Source organism: Mycobacterium sp. C31M (assembly GCF_053345865.1).
This window is the reverse complement of the sequence record NZ_JBKFAX010000002.1, coordinates 447,779-465,165: the sequence shown is the minus strand read 5'-3', so window position 1 is coordinate 465,165 and position 17,387 is coordinate 447,779. Positions and strand designations below refer to the sequence as shown.

Here is a 17,387-nt window from a genome sequence, read left to right as displayed (position 1 = left end):
CACCCTGTAGTTGACGAGCTTGCTCCGACTGGGACACTGGTGGCCATGAGCAGCACCGTGTCGTCCGTGTCGGCGTCCGCTGCGTTGTTCGCCGACGCGTCCGCGGTGATCCCCGGTGGGGTCAACTCGCCGGTGCGTGCCTTCAGCGCCGTCGGCGGCACGCCGCGCTTCATCACCAAGGCCGGCGGCTACTGGCTGACCGACGCCGACGGCAACCGCTATATCGACCTGGTGTGCTCGTGGGGCCCGATGATCCTCGGCCACGCACACCCCGAGGTCGTGGCGGCCGTCCAGCGCGTCGCCGCCGACGGGCTGTCCTTCGGTGCCCCGACCCCGGCCGAGACCGAGCTGGCCCGCGAGATCATCGACCGGGTCGCCCCGGTGGAGCGCATCCGGTTCGTCAACTCGGGCACCGAGGCCACCATGAGCGCCATCCGGCTGGCCCGCGGCTTCACCGGCCGGCCCAAGATCGTCAAATTCTCCGGCTGCTATCACGGCCACAGTGATGCACTGCTGGCCGATGCCGGCTCCGGCGTCGCAACCCTGGGACTGCCGTCTTCGCCCGGTGTCACCGGCGCGGCCGCCGCCGACACCATCGTGCTGCCCTACAACGATGTTGCCGCCGTCGAGGATGTCTTCGCCGCCCATGGCGAGGACATCGCCTGTGTCATCACCGAGGCGTGCCCGGGCAATATGGGCACCGTCGCCCCGCAGCCGGGTTTCAATGCGGCACTGCGCCGTATCACCGCGGCCCATGAGGCGCTGCTCATCTCCGATGAGGTGATGACAGGCTTCCGGGTCAGCCGGTCGGGTTGGTACGGCCTCGATCCGGTGGACGCCGACATCTTCACCTTCGGCAAGGTGATGAGCGGTGGACTGCCCGCCGCCGCGTTCGGCGGTCGCGCCGAGGTCATGGAGCGCCTGGCCCCGCTCGGGCCGGTCTATCAGGCGGGCACGCTGTCCGGGAACCCGGTGGCGATGGCCGCCGGCCTGGCCACCCTGCGGGCCGCCGACGACACCGTCTACCGCACGCTGGACGCCAATGCCGATCGGCTCGGCGCGCTCATCACCGGCGCGCTCACCGAAGCGTCGGTGGCACACCATATTTCGCGCGCGGGCAACTTCCTCACGGTCTTCTTCGGTGAGCGCCAACCCGCGGATTTCGCCTCCGCGAAGGCCACCGAGACCTGGCGCTACCCTGCCTTCTTCCACGCCCTGCTCGACGCCGGCATCTACCCGCCGTGCAGTGCCTTCGAGACCTGGTTCGTCTCGACCGCGCTCGACGACACCGCGTTCGAGAAGATCGCCGACGCCCTGCCGCACGCGGCAGCAGCGGCCGCCGGTGCCAAACAGTGACACCGGTCAGGACCACCGTGCACGTCATGCGGCACGGTGAGGTGCACAACCCGGAAAAGGTGCTCTACGGCCGGTTGCCCGGCTACAACCTGTCCGACCGGGGCCGGCTGCAGGCCCAGGCCGCCGCGGACTGGCTGGCGTCCCGCGACATCAGCCATGTGGTGGCCTCGCCGCTGGAACGGGCCCAGCAGACCGCCGCGCCGATCGCCGCCGTGCACGGCCTGGACATCGATACCGACACCGATCTGATCGAGTCCTGGAACGATTTCGAGGGCAAGCGGGTGGCCCCGGGCGACGGCGCCCTGCGCGACCCGCGCAACTGGCCGCGGTTGCGTAACCCGAGCAAACCGTCCTGGGGTGAACCCTATGACGAGATCGCCCCGCGGATGATCGCCGCACTGCACCGCGCGCGCGTGAAAGCACAAGGGCACGAGGCTGTTTGCGTCAGCCACCAGTTGCCGGTCGAGACGCTGCGCCGGGCGATGACCGGTCGCCGGCTGGCCCACCTTCCGCTGCCGCACAGCCGGCTGTGCAATCTCTCGTCGATCACCTCGTTCACCTTCGACGACGACCGCCTGATCCGGTGGGGATATACGGAGCCCTGGGGAATCTAGTGAAGTGGTTTGCCGCACTCCTGGTGGCAGCGTCGTTGATCACGGGCTGTTCCACCGGTGATGACGCCGTTGCCCAGGGCGGCACCTTCGAATTCGTCGCCCCCGGCGGCAAGACTGACATCTTCTACGATCCACCCGAAACACGCGGCACCCCAGGAAAACTCGCCGGCCCGGATCTGATGGATCCGGAAAAGGCACTGGCGCTCTCGGATTTCGCGGGCAAGGTCGTGGTGATCAACATCTGGGGGCAGTGGTGCGGGCCGTGCCGCTCGGAGATGCCACACCTGCAGCAGGTGTACGACGCCACCCGTGATCTGGGTGTGCAGTTCCTCGGGATCGATGTGCGCGACAACAACCGCACCGCCGCAGTCGATTTCATCACCGACCGCAACATCACCTTCCCGTCGATCTATGACCCGTCGATGCGCACCATGATCGCGTTCGGCGGCAAGTACCCGACGACGGTCATCCCGTCCACGCTGGTGCTGGACCGCCGGCACCGGGTGGCGGCGGTGTTCCTGCGTGAGTTGCTGGCCGAAGATCTGCAGCCGGTCGTCGAGCGGTTGGCTGGCGAGAGTTGACCGACCTGATCACGACGGGCCCGCTGCTGTTGGCAGTCGGGCTGGCCGTGCTGGCCGGTCTCGTCTCATTCGCCTCGCCGTGTGTGGTGCCCTTGGTGCCGGGTTATCTGTCCTATCTGGCCGCCATCTCGGGCGGGCCGAGCCGGTGGCGGGTCGCCGGAGCGGCCGGTCTGTTCGTGGCCGGGTTCACCGTGGTGTTCCTGCTGGGCAGTGTGGCGGTGCTCGGCATGACCACCGCGCTGATCACCAATCAGGAACTGCTGCAACGCATCGGCGGTGTCGTCACCATCGCGATGGGGCTGGTGTTCATCGGACTCGTACCGGCCCTGCAGCGTGACACCCGGTTCGCACCGCGCCAGCTGTCCACCCTCGGTGGGGCACCGCTGCTGGGGGCGGTGTTCGCCTTGGGCTGGACCCCGTGCCTGGGCCCGACGCTGACCGCGGTCATCGCGGTGTCCTCGGCCACCGAGGGGTCGGCGGTCGCCCGCGGGATCACCCTGGTGATCGCCTACTGCCTGGGCCTGGGATTGCCGTTCATCCTGCTGGCCTTCGGGTCGGCGCGCGCGGTGCGCGGACTCGGCTGGCTGCGGGAGCACACCCGCGGTATCCAGGTCTTCGGCGGGGTGTTGATGATCGGCGTCGGGATCGCGCTGGTGACCGGATTGTGGGGCGATTTCGTGGCCTGGGTACGCGATGCCTTTGTCAGTGACGTGAGGCTGCCGATATGAGAGTTCTGCAGCCGGTCTGGGCGCTGATCCGTAACACCTGGCGCACGCTGACCTCGATGGGCACCGCACTGGTGCTGCTGTTCCTGCTCGCCATCGCCGCCATCCCGGGCGCGATGCTGCCGCAGCGCAGCCTGAACGCGGGCAAGGTCGACGAATACCTGGCCGAGCACCCGACCGTCGGTCCCTGGCTGGACCGGCTGCAGGCATTCGACGTCTTCTCCAGCTTCTGGTTCACCTCGATCTACGTGCTGCTGTTCATCTCGCTGGTGGGTTGCCTGACCCCGCGAATGGTCGAACACGTCAAGAGCCTGCGGGCGGTCCCGGTGCCCGCACCGCGCAACCTCGGCCGGCTGCCCAAACACCATGCGGCGCAGCTCGACGGGACCGTCGACCAGCTGTCCAGCACCGTCGACCAGCGCTTGAAGGGCTGGCGGCGCACCACCCGAAAAGCGGACGAGATCACTGAAATTTCAGCGGAGAAGGGCTATCTGCGCGAGTTCGGCAATATCGTCTTCCACTTCTCACTGCTGGGTCTGCTGGTCGCCATCGCCGCGGGCAAGCTGTTCGGCTACGAGGGCAATGTCATCGTGATCGCCAACGGTGGACCCGGATTCTGCTCGGCGTCCCCGGCCGCCTTCGACTCGTTCCGGGCCGGCAACACCGTCGACGGCACCTCGCTGTACCCGATCTGCGTGAAGGTCAACGACTTCGAGGCCGATTACCTGCCCAGCGGTCAGGCCGTCAGCTTCGCGGCCAATATCGAGTACCAGGACGGCGACGACCTGACCAACGATGTCTGGAACCAATACCACCTACGGGTCAATCATCCGCTGCGGGTCGGCGGTGACCGGATCTACCTGCAGGGCCACGGTTACGCCCCGACGTTCACGGTCACCTTCCCGGACGGTCAGACCCGCACCAACACCGTGCAGTTCCGGCCTGACGATCCGATGACCCTGCTGTCCTCGGGTGTGGTGCGCATCGACCCGCCGGCAGGCACCTACCCCGATCCCGACGAGCGCCGCAAACAGCAGATCGCGATCCAGGGTCTGTTCGCGCCCACCGAATTCCTGCACGGCACGCTGCTGTCGTCGAGCTTCCCGGCGCTGAACAAGCCGGCGGTCGCCGTCGACATCTACCGCGGCGACGCCGGCCTGGACACCGGGCGCCCGCAGTCGATCTTCGATCTGGACCCGCGGTTGATCGGACAGGGCCGGCTCAACAAGGAGGCCCGGGTCAACCTGACCGTCGGCCAGGAGACCCGGCTGGCCGACGGTACCACGGTGCGCTTCGACGGCGCGGTGCCGTTCATCAACATGCAGGTGTCCCACGATCCGGCACAGGTGTGGGTGCTGGTGTTCTCGATGACGATGATGGCCGGGTTGATCGTGTCCCTGGTCGTGCGGCGCCGCCGCGTCTGGGTTCGGATAACCCCCGCCGCGGCAGGTACCGTGAGCGTCGAGCTGGGGGGATTGGCCCGCACCGACAACTCCGGTTGGGGTGACGAGTTCGAGCGGCTGACCGACCGGCTGCTGGGTGACGAAGGAAAGAAACCGTGAACGGCAACACAGAGATCGATCTGGATCTGGCCCGGTACTCGGACTGGGCGTTCACCTCATCGGTGGTGGTGCTGACGTTCGCGCTGCTGCTGCTCGCGGTGGAGCTGGCCTACGCACGCAGCCGCAAGGTGGAGGCGCGCGAGCTGGTCGGGGCCGCCGGCGGGCCGGCCATCAACGTGGGCGCGACCAGTGACACCCCGGGCCGGGTCATCGAGGCACCGACGCGCACGGCCGACGAACGTATCGGCCGCACCGGCGTCGCACTGAGTTATGCCGGCATCGTCCTGTTGGCGGCGTGCATCGTGCTGCGTGGGTTGTCCACCGCGCGGGTGCCATGGGGCAACATGTACGAGTTCATCAATCTGACCTGCTTCTCCGGTCTGGTCGCCGCCGCGGTGGTGCTGCGCAAACCGCAGTACCGGGTGCTGTGGGTGTTCGTGCTGGCGCCGACGCTGATCCTGCTGACGGTGTCGGGCAAGTGGCTCTACACCCATGCCGCCCCGGTGATGCCGGCGCTGCAGTCGTACTGGCTGCCCATCCACGTCTCGGTCGTGAGCCTGGGGTCGGGGGTGTTCCTGGTCGCCGGTGTCGCCAGTCTGCTGTTCCTGCTCAAGATGTCGCGTTTCGCCGAACTCGACAACGGGCTCGGCCGGGTTGTCGAGAAGTTGCCCGACGCTCAGCTGCTCGACCGGATCGCCTACCGCACCACCATCTTCGCCTTCCCGGTCTTCGGGTTCGGCGTCATCTTCGGTGCCATCTGGGCCGAGGAGGCGTGGGGTCGCTACTGGGGCTGGGACCCCAAGGAGACGGTGTCGTTCATCGCCTGGGTGGTCTACGCGGCCTACCTGCACGCCCGCTCGACCGCGGGCTGGCGCGACAAGAAGGCGGCCTGGATCAACGTGGTCGGCTTCATCGCGATGGTGTTCAACCTGTTCTTCATCAACCTGGTGACCGTCGGACTGCACTCCTACGCCGGGGTGGGCTGAGCCGTGGCGGCGCTGGGCGAGCAACCGAGTTTTCGGGAGCAGGATCGTTTTCGGGATCCCGCCCAAGAATTGCCGCCCGAATGGACGGCGCCGACGCCGCCGCGCGGATTCCCGGCCCAGCCACAAGCTGCTCAGGATCTGCCTCCGCAGACCAGCCCGGTCCCGCTGCCGCCGCCGTACCTGGACCTGTCGACGGTCGCCCTGCTCGGTGCGCCCAAGCAGGCGCCCAGCAGCGGTTGGCGGCGCTGGCTGTACCTGAGCTCGTTCAAGCTCGTCAACCTCGGTGAGAGCCCGAAGGTCAACAGTCAGATATCGCTGTTGGAGGAGGCCTCCCGGCCGCTGCGCGGCTGCTACCGGATCGCGGTGCTCTCACTCAAGGGCGGTGTCGGCAAGACCACCATCACCGCGACGCTGGGTGCCACCTTCGCCGCCACCCGCGGTGATCGTGTCATCGCGGTCGACGCCAACCCCGACCGCGGCACGCTGAGCCAGAAGGTTCCGCTGGAGACGCCGGCGACAGTGCGTCACCTGCTGCGCGATGCCGAGGGTATCGCCAGTTACAGCGACGTCCGACGCTATACGTCGCAGGGCCCGAGCCGACTGGAAGTGCTGGCATCCGAATCGGATCCGGCCGTCTCGGAAGCGTTCAGCTCACAGGACTACGACCGGACCGTGGAACTACTCGAGCGGTATTACAGCCTGGTGCTGACCGACTGCGGGACCGGCATGCTGCATTCGGCCATGGCGTCGGTGTTGTCCCGCGCCGACGTCCTGATCGTCGTCAGTTCCGGTTCGGTGGACGGTGCGCGGTCGGCATCGGCGACGTTGGATTGGCTGGACGCGCACGGCCATCAGGATCTGGTGCGCAATGCGGTTGCAGTGGTCAACGCGGTGCGCCCACGATCGGGCAAGGTCGACCTACAGAAGGTCGTGGACCATTTCTCGCGCCGCTGCCGGGCGGTGCTGTCGGTGCCGTTCGACCCGCACTTGGAAGAGGGTGCCGAGATCAGTCTGGACCGCTTGCGGCCGCCCACCCGGGACGCGCTGTTGCGATTGGCCGCGGTGGTGGCCGCCGGTTTCCCCGCCTCGGCCTAGCTGGAAGAACCTAGCCGCGCGGGTTGTCGGGATTGATCCGGCGCAGGAAGTCGGGGTCGTCATCGGGCCCGATCACCCGGGGCCGGGGACGATTCGCGGATGCACGCACCAGGCGCCATGTCACTAGGGCAAGCCCGGCCACGATCAGAGCCAGGAGTAAGTACTGCAACGAAAACCTCCTTACTCCGAATATACGCGTCCCGTGGGTAGGCTCGGTCCGTGTCTGATTCTCGGCCGGGTACCCGGATGCTGCGTGACGTCGGTGCCTATCTGCTGGCGAGACTCGCGCTGGCGGGAGTATTGACCGTTCTGATCATGGGGGTCGGCCACCTCGTCGGTGTGGACGAGTTCCCGTTGGTGGTGGCGGTGCTGTTCGCCCTCGTGCTCGCTCTGCCGCTGGGTATCTGGTTGTTCGCACCGCTGCGTCGGCGCGCCACGGCGAGCATGGCGATGTTCGACGAGCAGCGCCGCCTTGACAAGGAGACGTTGCAGGCGCGGCTGCGCGGCGAGGACAGCTAGACACCGACCGGTCGGCGCGATACCGCTGCCGCGAGGACCACCACCGACAGCCACACGGCGAACAGAGCGAGCCCGGCCGCGACCGGCGAGCCCCACTGGGCCACCACACCCGCCAGTCCGACTCCGGTCGGCACGGCCACCTGCAGACAGGCGTTCTGCAAGCTCAGCACCCGGCCCCGGATTCCGTCCGGGATGCGTTGGGCCTGCAGCACACCCAGCACCGCTCCCAACACCGAGTTGCCGAGACCGAACAGTGCGGCGCCCGCGAACACCCAGCCCGGACCGACGAGTGTCGCGAGCAGCAGGAACCCCGCCGTCGTGCCGGTCAGCGCGCCGATCAGCCAGCGTCGCCGTGACATCCGCGCGCTGACGGCGGCGAAGACCGTGGTGCCGATCAGCATGCCGACGGCCAGCGCGGTCAGCACGAAACCCAGCAGATCGGGTCGGGACAACTCGCTGAAGTACAGCGGTAACACCAGGCCCTGCAGCCCGCCGAGCGCGACCGCCAGGCCCACCGTGAGGGTGACGGTGCTGATCAGGTATCGGCTGCCGCGCAGGGCGGCGGCGCCGGCGGTCAGTCGACCCAGCAGCGAATCATGATCGGCCCCATCATCTTCCGCAACGCCGAGGCGGCCAGGCAGGGTCGCGGTGACCAGTGCCGCCGCCGCGGACGTCGCCGCCGTCACGAAAAGCACCGTGCTGCCGTCGAACAACGTCAACAGCGTGCCCGCCGCGGCAGGCCCGATCACCAGCGCCGCGGACGTCATCGACTGGCGCAGACCGATCAGCCGTTCCAACGGCACCCCGGAATGACGGGCCACCGCAGGCACCATCACCTGCCGGGCCGTCATACCGGGGACGTCGCCGAACGACCCGAGGATGGCCAGCGCCACCAGCCAGCCGATGGTCAGTCCGGTCGTCAGGTCCACCAGCGGGATCGCCGCGACCGCGGCGGCCGACACCAGATCCGAGATGATCGAACAGGTGCGCCGGTTCACCCGGTCGATCAGCACTCCGGCGCACAGGCCGACCAGCAGCGCGGGGACCGCGGTCGCCGTCGACACCGCCCCGACGCTGAGCGGGCTGCCGGTGGTCTGCAGCACGATCAACGGCAGTGCCACGGCCAGGATTCCGTTGCCGAGGAAGCTCAGGAAGTGGGAACCCAGATAGGCGACGGCGATGAGCGGCATCACTCCACCAGACGCTGTGCCGCTGCGGCACGGTCAACCTGTTGGGGCGAGCGGAGCGACGGGATATGTCTTGACTGTGCCGCTACGTCCGGGTGTTGCATGGTGGGTGTGACGACACAGCTGACCGATTCCGATTACGCGCGCGCCGAGCAGCTGCTCGCCCCCTACCGGGCCCGCAAGGTGCCCGGCAGTTCGTTGGCGCCGCAGTGGTTCGCCGACGGCACCCGGTTCTGGTATCAGATCGGCACGCGTTACGTCGTGGTCGACCCCGCGGCGAAGACCCGCCGCCCGGCGTTTGATCACGACGGGCTGGCCGCCGCGCTGTCGCAGGCCGCCGGTCACGCGGTGACCGGTGCCGACCTGCCGATCGTGGGCGTGAAGATCCGCGTCGATGACACGGTGTTGTTCAGCGCATTCGGCACACGCTGGCGGTGGGCCGACGGCGTCTGCGTCGAATCCGACACCCCGGCAACGGTTCCGGGGGAGGTGCCGTCGCCGGATGAGCAGTGGATCGCCTTCCGCCAGGACGGCGATATCTGGGTCCGCTCCGCCGACGGCAAGCAGGAGTTCGCGCTCACCGAGGATGCCGAACCGGATTTCGGCTACGGCGGCTTGCCCGACACCACCGGTGCCAAGGCGCTGATGCGCATCCTCGGCCTGCCCGCCCCGTTCTTCTTCCACTGGTCGCCCGATTCCACCCGAATTCTGGTGCAGCGCATCGATCAGCGGGGGCTACCCGAACTCGTGCTGGTGGAATCGAGTCCGGCTGACGGTGGCCGGCCGGTGGAACACCGCACCCGCTACACCATGCCCGGCGAAGACGCCGTGGCGACGATGACCTGGAATGTGCTCGATATCGCCGAGCACACGATCGTCCGGCAGCAGAGTGAGCCGACGGTGATCATGCACAACGTCGCGCTCGTTTATGCCTGGTGGAAGGGTACGGCCGGGGCGAGCGAAGCGACGGGAAGAATGTACGTTTATTTCCTGCACCACTCCCGTGATGCCCGGACGCTGGAACTGCGTCGGCTGGACCCGTCGACCGGTGACGTGACCACCCTGATCAGCGAAAGCGGCGAGACCCGCGTCGACCCGACCGTCCTGCTCGGCGACCCACAGATGGTGCGGGTGCTCGATACCGGCGAGATCTTGTGGTGGTCCCAGCGCGACGGCTGGGGGCACCTGTACCTCTACTCGCCCGACGGTGAAAACGTCACCCAGATCACCAGCGGGCCGTGGCTGGTGCGCAGCCTGCTGTGGGTCGACGAAAACACCCGGCAGGTGTACTTCGTGGCGAATGGCCTGGTCGACGGTGATCCCTACATCCGGCAGATCTGCCGGATCGGGTTGGACGGCAACGGGTTCACCCGACTCACCGACGACGAACTGGACCACGATGCCGTCAGCCCACCCGAGGGTGGCTACCTGGTGGACCGGGCCTCGTCGCCGAGCCTGCCGCCGCGCTCGGCGGTGCTCGACGGGGACGGCGCGGTGCTGGTGGACCTCGAGACCCCGGACACCGAGGCGCTGCAGGCGCTGGGCTGGCAGCCGCCGGAACGTTTCCGCGCGACCGCCGCGGACGGTAAGACGCCCATCTACGGCCTGCTCTGGCGTCCGCACGGCCTCGACCCGGACCACAGATACCCGATCGTCGAACACACCTACCCGGGCCCGCAGATCTACCGTGCCGGCCCGATGTTCGACCCGCCACACCAGGGCGAGCCGGAGGCCTACGCCGCGCTCGGGTTCGCGGTGGTGGCCATCGACGGGCGCGGAACCGCCGGGCGCAGCAAGGTATTTCATGATCACTCCTACGGCGATCTCGGCAACGCCGGTGCGCTGGACGACCATATCGCCGCAATCCGCGAACTGGGCCACCGGTATCCGTGGCTGGACACCACCCGGGTCGGCATCACCGGACAGTCCGCCGGCGCGTTCGCCGCGGCGCGGGCGGTGTTGCGCTACCCCGAGTTCTACTCGGTGGCCGTGGCGACCTCGGGCAACCACGACAACAACGTCAACCTGGCGATGTGGGCCGAGCACTACCACGGCGATCTCGGCGCCGAGGACCGGGCGGCGATCTCGAACACGACATTGGCCGCCAACCTCACCGGCAAGCTGCTGCTCATCCACGGCGAACTCGATGACAACGCGCACCCGTACATGACGATGCGGCTGGCCGATGCACTCGTCAAGGCGGACAAGGATTTCGACCTGATCATGATCCCGGGTGCCGAACACGCCCTGCTCGGCGCCCAGCACTACTTTCTGCGGCGGACCTGGGATTATTTCGTGCGGCATCTGCACGGTAGCGAGCCGCCGGCCTACCGGCTGGCGCCGCTACCACTGCCCTCACTCGGCTGAGCGGCGCACGATCTCGCCGGCCCGGCGCAGTACATCGAGCTGCGCCGGGTTGTACAGGTCGGACATGGCCAGGTCGATCGCCCGGTCCGCGAACGGCTTCCCGCGCGGTGCGTCGGCACGCGAGGACCCCAGATCGGGATGGGCATCGCGCACCGACTTGATGTACGGCGCCAACCGGTCGGCGAGGTCACTGCGGGTGGCCTCGTCGGCGTCGGCGGGCAGATTGTCGAGTTCGGCGGCCGCGGGGTCCTCGGTGGTCTCGCGGATCATGTCGGCGTAGACCCGCATACCGCGCGGCCCGAGCACCCGGCTCATCACGACCACCAGGGAGCGGTCGGCCTCGGTCATGCTCGCCGCGGTGTCGGCCGACACGAAATCGGGCGGCAGATCGGTGGGTGCCGCCGTGTCCAGCAGCTCGCGGAGTTCGTCGCGGGCGCGCTGTAACCGGTTGATGGTCTCGGAGAGCTCGGTCTCCAGCGCACGCAGCGCCTGCTCCGGATGGTCGTCGGTATCGCCCATCGCCGCGATCTGGGGTAGCGAGAACCCCAGATCCACCAGGCGTTTGATGCGCACCAACCGGACCAGATGCGCGACGCCGTACTGCTTGTAGCCGTTGGATCGGCGTTCCGGCTCGTCGAGCAGGCCGACCTGGTGATAGTGCCGTACCGCCCGCAGGCTGGTACCGGCGAGTTCGGCGATTTCCCGGGTGCTCCACGCCACGGGTCTCATCTTGCCAACTTCGTCCTGCAGACACGGCGCACTTGACTGTGCCGTTACGTCCGAGTGTCCGATGTAGTCATGACCGCATCCGAGCCCATCTCCGTCGACGACTTGTTCGCCCCGCCCGTCCGGTCGCAGGCCACCATCTCCCCGGACGGCACCCGGATCGCCTACCTGGCACCGTGGCGGGACCGCCTCAACATCTGGATCCAGGAATTGGACACCGATGTCGACGGCGATGCCGAACCGCGGCGGGTGACCGCCGATGAGACCCGCAGCATCTACAACTACGGCTGGAGCGGCGACGGCCGCTGGCTGCTGTACCTGCAGGACAGCGGCGGGGACGAGCAGTGGCACGTCTTCCGGGTCGACCCAGGCGATCCGGACGCCGCGGCAGTGGACCTGACCCCGTTTCCCGGTGCCATGTCGGCCTACGAGCTGGTCGCCGATCCGGCCGTCGCGATCGTCTACTCCAACAAGCGCGACCCACTGAAGATGGATGTCTACGAGTTGGACATCGCCGCCGGCGAGCTGACGCTGCTGGCCGAGAATCCGGGCAAGATCAACGGGTGGCGCGCCAGCCGCAACGGCGAATTGTTCGCCACCGCACTGACATCCGACGGTGATGTCGAACTGTTGCAGTGGGAACCACGGGCCCAGACGCTGCGTTCGATCGTCACGTTCGACGGCCGGGACCACACCATGGGGCTCTTCCCGATCGCCGTCACCCCGGACGGCACCGGCATCTGGATCGGCTCCAACGACGGCACCGACCGGACCCGCATCGTGCGCGTCGACGCGGTGACCGGCGAGCAGACGCACGTCGACAGCCATCCGACCTACGATGTCGATGCGCGCGCGGCCATCTTCTCCACCGTCCCGTCGCCGCTGATCCTCGACCAACGCACCGGTGAACTGCTCGGTGTCCGGTATCTGTTCGAGCGACAGGTGATCCAGGCCGTGGACTCGCGATTCGCCGCCGTGCTGGCCAATCTGGAGAAGCTGTCCGAGGGTGATCTGGAGGCCATCAGCTCCGATGTCAGCGGCCGGTACTGGGTCGTCGACTTCACCCACGACCGCGAACCGGGACTGACGTATCTGTACGACCACCAGGCCGGGGAGAGCCGGTTGCTCTTCGGGTCGCACCCGCACCTGGATCCCGCCGTGCTGGCACCGACCGAACCGGTCACCATCCGGTCGCGCGACGGGCTGGATCTGCACGGCTACCTGAGCCTGCCGCGCGGTGTCGAACCGCGGAATCTACCGCTGGTGCTGGCGGTGCACGGCGGGCCGTGGACCCGGGACACCTGGGGATTCTCGCCGCCGATCCAGCTGCTCACCAGTCGCGGATATGCGGTGCTACAGGTCAACTTCCGTGGCTCGGCCGGTTTCGGTAAGGCCTTCACCAAGGCGGCGGTCGGCGAGTTCGCCGGCAAGATGCACGATGATCTGATCGACGGGGTCAACTGGGCCGTCGAGCGCGGCTACGCCGACCCGGACCGGGTCGCCATCTTCGGCGGCTCCTACGGCGGGTACGCCACGCTGGTGGGGGTGACGTTCACGCCGGACGTGTTCGCCGCGGCCATCGACTATGTCGGCATCTCGGACCTGAGCAATTTCATGCGCACATTGCCCGAGATCGCGCGACCGCACCTGGCCAACAACTGGCATCTGTTCGTCGGCAATCCCGAGGACCCGGACCAGTTGGCCGACATGCTGGCCCGCTCGCCGATCACCAAGGTCGACCAGATCCGCACACCGCTGCTGGTCATCCAGGGCGCCAACGATGTTCGGGTGGTGCAGGCCGAATCCGACAATCTGGTGGCCGCGCTGCGCGACCGCGGCGTCGAGGTCGAGTACATGGTCAAGGAGGACGAGGGGCACGGGTTCGTCAACCCCAACAACGTCAAGGACATGTTCCGCGCCGTGGAACGGTTCCTGGGGGAGCACCTGTGACCGATCAGCGGGAGCCGACACTGTTGGAGCGCATGGGCGGTGTATCCGGGCTGGTGTACGCCAGCATCCCGACGTTCGCGTACGTCATCGTCAACGCGATCGCGGATCTGACGGCGGCGGTGCTGGTCGCCATCGCGGTCAGCATCGGACTGATCGTGGTGCGACGGATGCGCGGCGAGCCGATCCAGCCGGCGGTCTCCGGGCTGCTCGGTGTCGCGCTGGCGGCGGGCATCGCCTACTTCACCGGGTCGGCGGACAACTACTTCCTGCCCGGGATCTGGATCAGCCTGATTGCGGCGTGCGCATTCGGCATCTCGGTACTGATGCGACGCCCGTTGGTCGGGGTGATCTGGAATCTGTTGCGTAACAGCGGTCCCGACCCGAACTGGCGCGCCAACAAGGCGGTGGTACGCGGATTCGACATTGCGACAGTGGGTTTCGTGGTGCTGTTCGCGGCCCGGTTCGTCGTGCAGCAGTGGCTCTACGACGGCGGCCACACCGGCTGGCTGGCCTTCGCGCGCATCGCGATGGGATATCCGCTGCTCGGGCTGGCGCTGCTGGGTGTGTTCTGGGCGGTGCGCCGGGCCAATCGGCTGAAGCCCGCGCCGCTGCCGCCCACCACGTTGGTGCGGCAGGAGGACGTCAAGAAGGCTTGACGCCCTATCCCAGGCCCAGCGCCAGCGCCACCGCGATCGACCAGACCAGCATGGTCAGGCCGGTGAACTGCAGCACCGGGATCAGCGCCGCACCGCCGAGCCCGCCGCGCACCGGGGCCACCGCCTTCAAAGCCAGTGGCAGTGCCAGCAGGCCGACCGCGCACCAGGGTGTGGCGAGCATCAGCACAAAGGTCAGCACGACGGCCAGCGCCACCAACGCCTGGAACAGCAGCCGGGTGCGGGCATCGCCCAGGCGGACGGCCAGCGTGATCTTGCCGGAGTCTGCATCGGTCGGGATGTCGCGCAGGTTGTTGGCCACCAGCACCGCCGAGGACAGCGACCCGATTCCGACCGCGAGCGCCAGGCCCACCCAGTCCACCCGCAGCGCCTGGGTGTACTGCGTGCCCAGCACCGCGACCAGGCCGAAGAACACGAATACCGCGACCTCGCCGAGACCGCGGTACCCGTACGGCTTCTTGCCGCCGGTGTACAGCCAGGCCCCTCCGATGCAGACCGCGCCGACGGCGACCAGCCACGGCGCGCTGACGGCGGCCAACACCAGCCCGGCCAGCGCGCCGATCAGCAGGCTGACGATCGCGGCGGTCAGCACCGCGCGCGGACTGGCGGCCTTCGAGCCGACCAGCCGCATCGGACCGCTGCGCACGTCATCGGTGCCGCGGATACCGTCGGAGTAGTCGTTGGCGTAGTTCACCCCGATGATCAGGGCCAGCGACACCGCGAGCGCCAGCAGCGCCTTCCACCAGACCGCGGAGCCCAACCAGGCCGCCGCGCCGGTGCCGGCGATGACGGGTGCCACGGCATTGGGCAGAGTGCGGGGACGGGCGCCGGAGATCCACTGCGCGAGACTGGCCACGCGGGCCATCGTTGCACGTCCTGGGGCGAGCGCAGCGACGGGGGATGGCCCTGAACAGCGGTGACGCGGCGCACCTTGTCACATCGTGACCTCGGCATGAGACTGATCGCATGACGGAGCGACTCAGCAAGAGTGAAATCGCCAAGGACGCCCTGCAGGAGGGCGTGGAATCAGTGGCCTCGACGGTGGGTGAGGTCGCGACGATCATCACCACCGCCGTCAAGGACGTCGCCAACGCCATCGGGGGCCTGGCCACCGATGCCTTCGCCATCGGGGATGCGGCCCGCCAAGCCGCCGAACGCGCCGAAATGGACGGTCAGCGCGACGCGTGATCGGCGTCATCGGCGGTAGCGGCTTCTATACATTTTTCGGAGACGACGCGCGGTCGGTCGGCCTGGACACCCCGTACGGTCCGCCGAGCGCGGCCATCACGGTGGGCACGGTGGCCGGGCACGAGGTGGCGTTCCTGCCGCGGCACGGACTGCACCACGAGTTCTCCCCGCACACGGTGCCTTACCGGGCGAACATGTGGGCACTGCGCTCGCTCGGGGTGCGGCGGATCTTCGCGCCGTGCGCGGTGGGCAGCCTGACCCCCGAACTGGGGCCGGGTGCCATGGTGGTCCCGGACCAGCTCGTCGACCGCACCAGCGGCCGGACCGACACGTACTTCGATTCGGGGGGTATCCACGTCGGCTTCGCCGACCCGTACTGCCCGGCGTTGCGCACCGCGGCGGTCGATCTGCCCGGGACGGTCGACGGCGGCGCCATGGTCGTGGTGCAGGGCCCGCGGTTCTCCACCCGCGCCGAGAGCCAGTGGTACGCCCGGCAGGGTTTCACGCTGATCAACATGACCGGCTATCCGGAGGCGGTACTCGCCCGCGAGCTCGAAATGTGTTATGCCGCAATTGCCCTGGTGACCGATCTGGACGCCGGTGTCGAGGCGGGGGCGGGAGTGCGGGCGGTCGACGTGTTCGCCGAGTTCGAGCGCAACATCGCCGGGTTCAAGCAACTTGTGCACGAGGCCATAGCAGCTGTCACTCCCGAACGCACCTGCACGCACTGCCTGGCCCATGACGGCGTGAACCTGCCGTTCGAACTTCCGTGAGGGTGCTGCTGACCGGCGCCGCCGGATTCATCGGCAGCCGGATCTGGGCGACGCTGACACAGGCCGGGCACGAGGTGGTGGCGGTGGACGCCATGCTGGATGCCGCGCACAGTGACGGTGCCACGCCGCCACCGGACTGTCGGCAGCTCGACATCCGCGACGGTGCCGCCGTGGCCGGTGTGCTCGAGGGGATCGACGTGGTCTGTCACCAGGCCGCGGTGGTGGGTGCCGGGGTGAACGCCGCCGACGCACCGTCCTACGGCAGCCACAACGACTACGGCACCACCGTGCTGCTGGCCGAGATGTTCGCCGCGGGGTGCTCGCGGCTGGTACTGGCCTCATCGATGGTGGTGTACGGGCAGGGCGGGTACGACTGTCCCGAGCACGGACAGGTCGACCCACTGCCGCGGTCGCGCGCCGACCTCGACGTCGGCGTGTTCGACCATCGCTGCCCGATCGGCGGTGAGCCGCTGCGCTGGCGGCTGGTGGATGAGGATGCCCCGCTGCGACCGCGCAGCCTGTACGCGGCCAGTAAGACCGCCCAGGAGCATTACACGGTGGCCTTCAACGACTCGGTGGGTGGCTCGGTCGTCGCGCTGCGCTATCACAACGTCTACGGCCCCGGCATGCCCCGCGACACACCGTATTCCGGCGTTGCCGCGATCTTCCGCTCCCAGTTGGAGGCCGGTGGGGTGCCGCAGGTGTTCGAGGATGGCGGGCAGATGCGCGATTTTGTGCACGTCGACGACATCGCCGCGGCCAACCTCGCGGCCGTCGAGTCCGACCTACAAGGGTTCCACCCGTTCAACGTGTGCTCGGGTCGGCCCGTCTCGATTATGGAGGTGGCCTCCGAACTGGCCACCGCCCGCGGCGCCGCCGCACCCGAGGTCACCGGGCGCTACCGCTCCGGCGATGTCCGCCATATCGTGGCCGACCCGGCCCGCGCGGCTGACGTGCTGGGCTTTCGGGCCGCGGTCGACCCGCGGGACGGTTTGCGGGAGTTCGCCTTCGCGCCGTTGCGTGACTGACGTTCCGGTGCCCCGCCCGAGTTTGCCCGTGGCGGCCGGGCGCATCGACGCCTAGC

18 protein-coding genes are annotated in these 17,387 nt (G+C 68.3%); 14 read left to right on the top strand and 4 right to left on the bottom strand.

Annotated features, from left to right (window positions below):
- Positions 1-45: 45 nt before the first annotated feature.
- Genes hemL through ACLBYA_RS04765 form a run of 7 tightly spaced genes read left to right on the top strand, consistent with a single transcriptional unit; the run spans position 46 to position 6,919 of the window.
- A complete protein-coding gene (hemL, locus tag ACLBYA_RS04795) occupies positions 46-1,356 on the top strand; it encodes a glutamate-1-semialdehyde 2,1-aminomutase (protein ID WP_447708199.1) in 1,311 nt (436 codons plus the stop codon).
- 26 nt (positions 1,357-1,382) lie between these two features.
- Positions 1,383-1,970 carry a histidine phosphatase family protein gene (locus ACLBYA_RS04790; protein ID WP_447708238.1) on the top strand — a complete coding sequence of 196 codons (588 nt, stop codon included), beginning with the start codon at positions 1,383-1,385 and terminating at the stop codon, positions 1,968-1,970.
- Positions 1,970-2,551 (top strand): TlpA disulfide reductase family protein, encoded by a 582-nt coding sequence (locus ACLBYA_RS04785; protein ID WP_447708198.1) that lies wholly within the window; start codon positions 1,970-1,972, stop codon positions 2,549-2,551. The genes ACLBYA_RS04790 and ACLBYA_RS04785 overlap by 1 nt, the downstream gene beginning before the upstream one ends.
- The gene (locus tag ACLBYA_RS04780; protein WP_447708197.1) at positions 2,548-3,279 is read left to right on the top strand and encodes a cytochrome c biogenesis CcdA family protein; all 732 of its coding nucleotides are present in this window, start codon (positions 2,548-2,550) and stop codon (positions 3,277-3,279) included. The genes ACLBYA_RS04785 and ACLBYA_RS04780 overlap by 4 nt, the downstream gene beginning before the upstream one ends.
- Positions 3,276-4,838, top strand: coding sequence for a cytochrome c biogenesis protein ResB (gene resB / locus ACLBYA_RS04775; protein ID WP_447708196.1), 1,563 nt, complete (start codon positions 3,276-3,278; stop codon positions 4,836-4,838). Before ACLBYA_RS04780 ends, resB begins: the two co-directional genes overlap by 4 nt.
- Positions 4,835-5,824, top strand: coding sequence for a c-type cytochrome biogenesis protein CcsB (gene ccsB / locus ACLBYA_RS04770; protein WP_447708195.1), 990 nt, complete (start codon positions 4,835-4,837; stop codon positions 5,822-5,824). Before resB ends, ccsB begins: the two co-directional genes overlap by 4 nt.
- A gap of 3 nt (positions 5,825-5,827) precedes the next feature.
- A complete protein-coding gene (locus ACLBYA_RS04765; protein WP_447708194.1) occupies positions 5,828-6,919 on the top strand; it encodes a nucleotide-binding protein in 1,092 nt (363 codons plus the stop codon).
- Between the two features lie 10 nt (positions 6,920-6,929).
- On the opposite strand, the gene ACLBYA_RS04760 is transcribed toward ACLBYA_RS04765, so the two are convergent.
- Positions 6,930-7,088 carry a hypothetical protein gene (locus ACLBYA_RS04760; protein WP_447708193.1) on the bottom strand — a complete coding sequence of 53 codons (159 nt, stop codon included), beginning with the start codon at positions 7,086-7,088 and terminating at the stop codon, positions 6,930-6,932.
- 50 nt (positions 7,089-7,138) lie between these two features.
- Here ACLBYA_RS04760 and ACLBYA_RS04755 point away from each other — a divergent pair, with 50 nt between their 5' ends.
- Positions 7,139-7,438 (top strand): DUF4229 domain-containing protein, encoded by a 300-nt coding sequence (locus ACLBYA_RS04755; protein WP_447708192.1) that lies wholly within the window; start codon positions 7,139-7,141, stop codon positions 7,436-7,438.
- Here the strand turns inward: ACLBYA_RS04755 and ACLBYA_RS04750 are convergent.
- Positions 7,435-8,628, bottom strand: coding sequence for an MFS transporter (locus ACLBYA_RS04750; RefSeq protein ID WP_447708191.1), 1,194 nt, complete (start codon positions 8,626-8,628; stop codon positions 7,435-7,437). The genes ACLBYA_RS04755 and ACLBYA_RS04750 overlap by 4 nt on opposite strands.
- Positions 8,629-8,736: 108 nt before the next feature.
- Here ACLBYA_RS04750 and ACLBYA_RS04745 point away from each other — a divergent pair, with 108 nt between their 5' ends.
- Complete coding sequence (locus tag ACLBYA_RS04745) at positions 8,737-10,992, top strand: DPP IV N-terminal domain-containing protein (protein ID WP_447708190.1); 2,256 nt, start codon at positions 8,737-8,739, stop codon at positions 10,990-10,992.
- Here ACLBYA_RS04745 and ACLBYA_RS04740 read toward each other — a convergent pair.
- Positions 10,981-11,721, bottom strand: coding sequence for a helix-turn-helix domain-containing protein (locus ACLBYA_RS04740; RefSeq protein WP_447708189.1), 741 nt, complete (start codon positions 11,719-11,721; stop codon positions 10,981-10,983). The genes ACLBYA_RS04745 and ACLBYA_RS04740 overlap by 12 nt on opposite strands.
- Before the next feature lie 69 nt (positions 11,722-11,790).
- Between ACLBYA_RS04740 and ACLBYA_RS04735 the strand changes: the two genes are divergently transcribed.
- Positions 11,791-13,668, top strand: a complete 1,878-nt coding sequence (locus ACLBYA_RS04735; RefSeq protein ID WP_447708188.1) for a S9 family peptidase — start codon at positions 11,791-11,793, stop codon at positions 13,666-13,668.
- A complete protein-coding gene (locus tag ACLBYA_RS04730) occupies positions 13,665-14,324 on the top strand; it encodes a DUF3159 domain-containing protein (protein ID WP_447708187.1) in 660 nt (219 codons plus the stop codon). The genes ACLBYA_RS04735 and ACLBYA_RS04730 overlap by 4 nt, the downstream gene beginning before the upstream one ends.
- A gap of 4 nt (positions 14,325-14,328) precedes the next feature.
- Here ACLBYA_RS04730 and ACLBYA_RS04725 read toward each other — a convergent pair whose 3' ends face one another.
- Positions 14,329-15,198 carry a 1,4-dihydroxy-2-naphthoate polyprenyltransferase gene (locus ACLBYA_RS04725; RefSeq protein ID WP_447708186.1) on the bottom strand — a complete coding sequence of 290 codons (870 nt, stop codon included), beginning with the start codon at positions 15,196-15,198 and terminating at the stop codon, positions 14,329-14,331.
- A gap of 110 nt (positions 15,199-15,308) precedes the next feature.
- Between ACLBYA_RS04725 and ACLBYA_RS04720 the strand changes: the two genes are divergently transcribed.
- The 3 genes from ACLBYA_RS04720 to ACLBYA_RS04710 are packed head-to-tail and all read left to right on the top strand — an operon-like array spanning position 15,309 to position 17,331.
- Positions 15,309-15,530 carry a hypothetical protein gene (locus tag ACLBYA_RS04720; protein ID WP_447708185.1) on the top strand — a complete coding sequence of 74 codons (222 nt, stop codon included), beginning with the start codon at positions 15,309-15,311 and terminating at the stop codon, positions 15,528-15,530.
- On the top strand, positions 15,527-16,303 hold the full coding sequence (locus ACLBYA_RS04715; protein WP_447708184.1) for an S-methyl-5'-thioadenosine phosphorylase: 777 nt from the start codon (positions 15,527-15,529) through the stop codon (positions 16,301-16,303). Before ACLBYA_RS04720 ends, ACLBYA_RS04715 begins: the two co-directional genes overlap by 4 nt.
- A complete protein-coding gene (locus tag ACLBYA_RS04710) occupies positions 16,300-17,331 on the top strand; it encodes an NAD-dependent epimerase/dehydratase family protein (protein ID WP_447708183.1) in 1,032 nt (343 codons plus the stop codon). The genes ACLBYA_RS04715 and ACLBYA_RS04710 overlap by 4 nt, the downstream gene beginning before the upstream one ends.
- Positions 17,332-17,387: the final 56 nt, after the last annotated feature.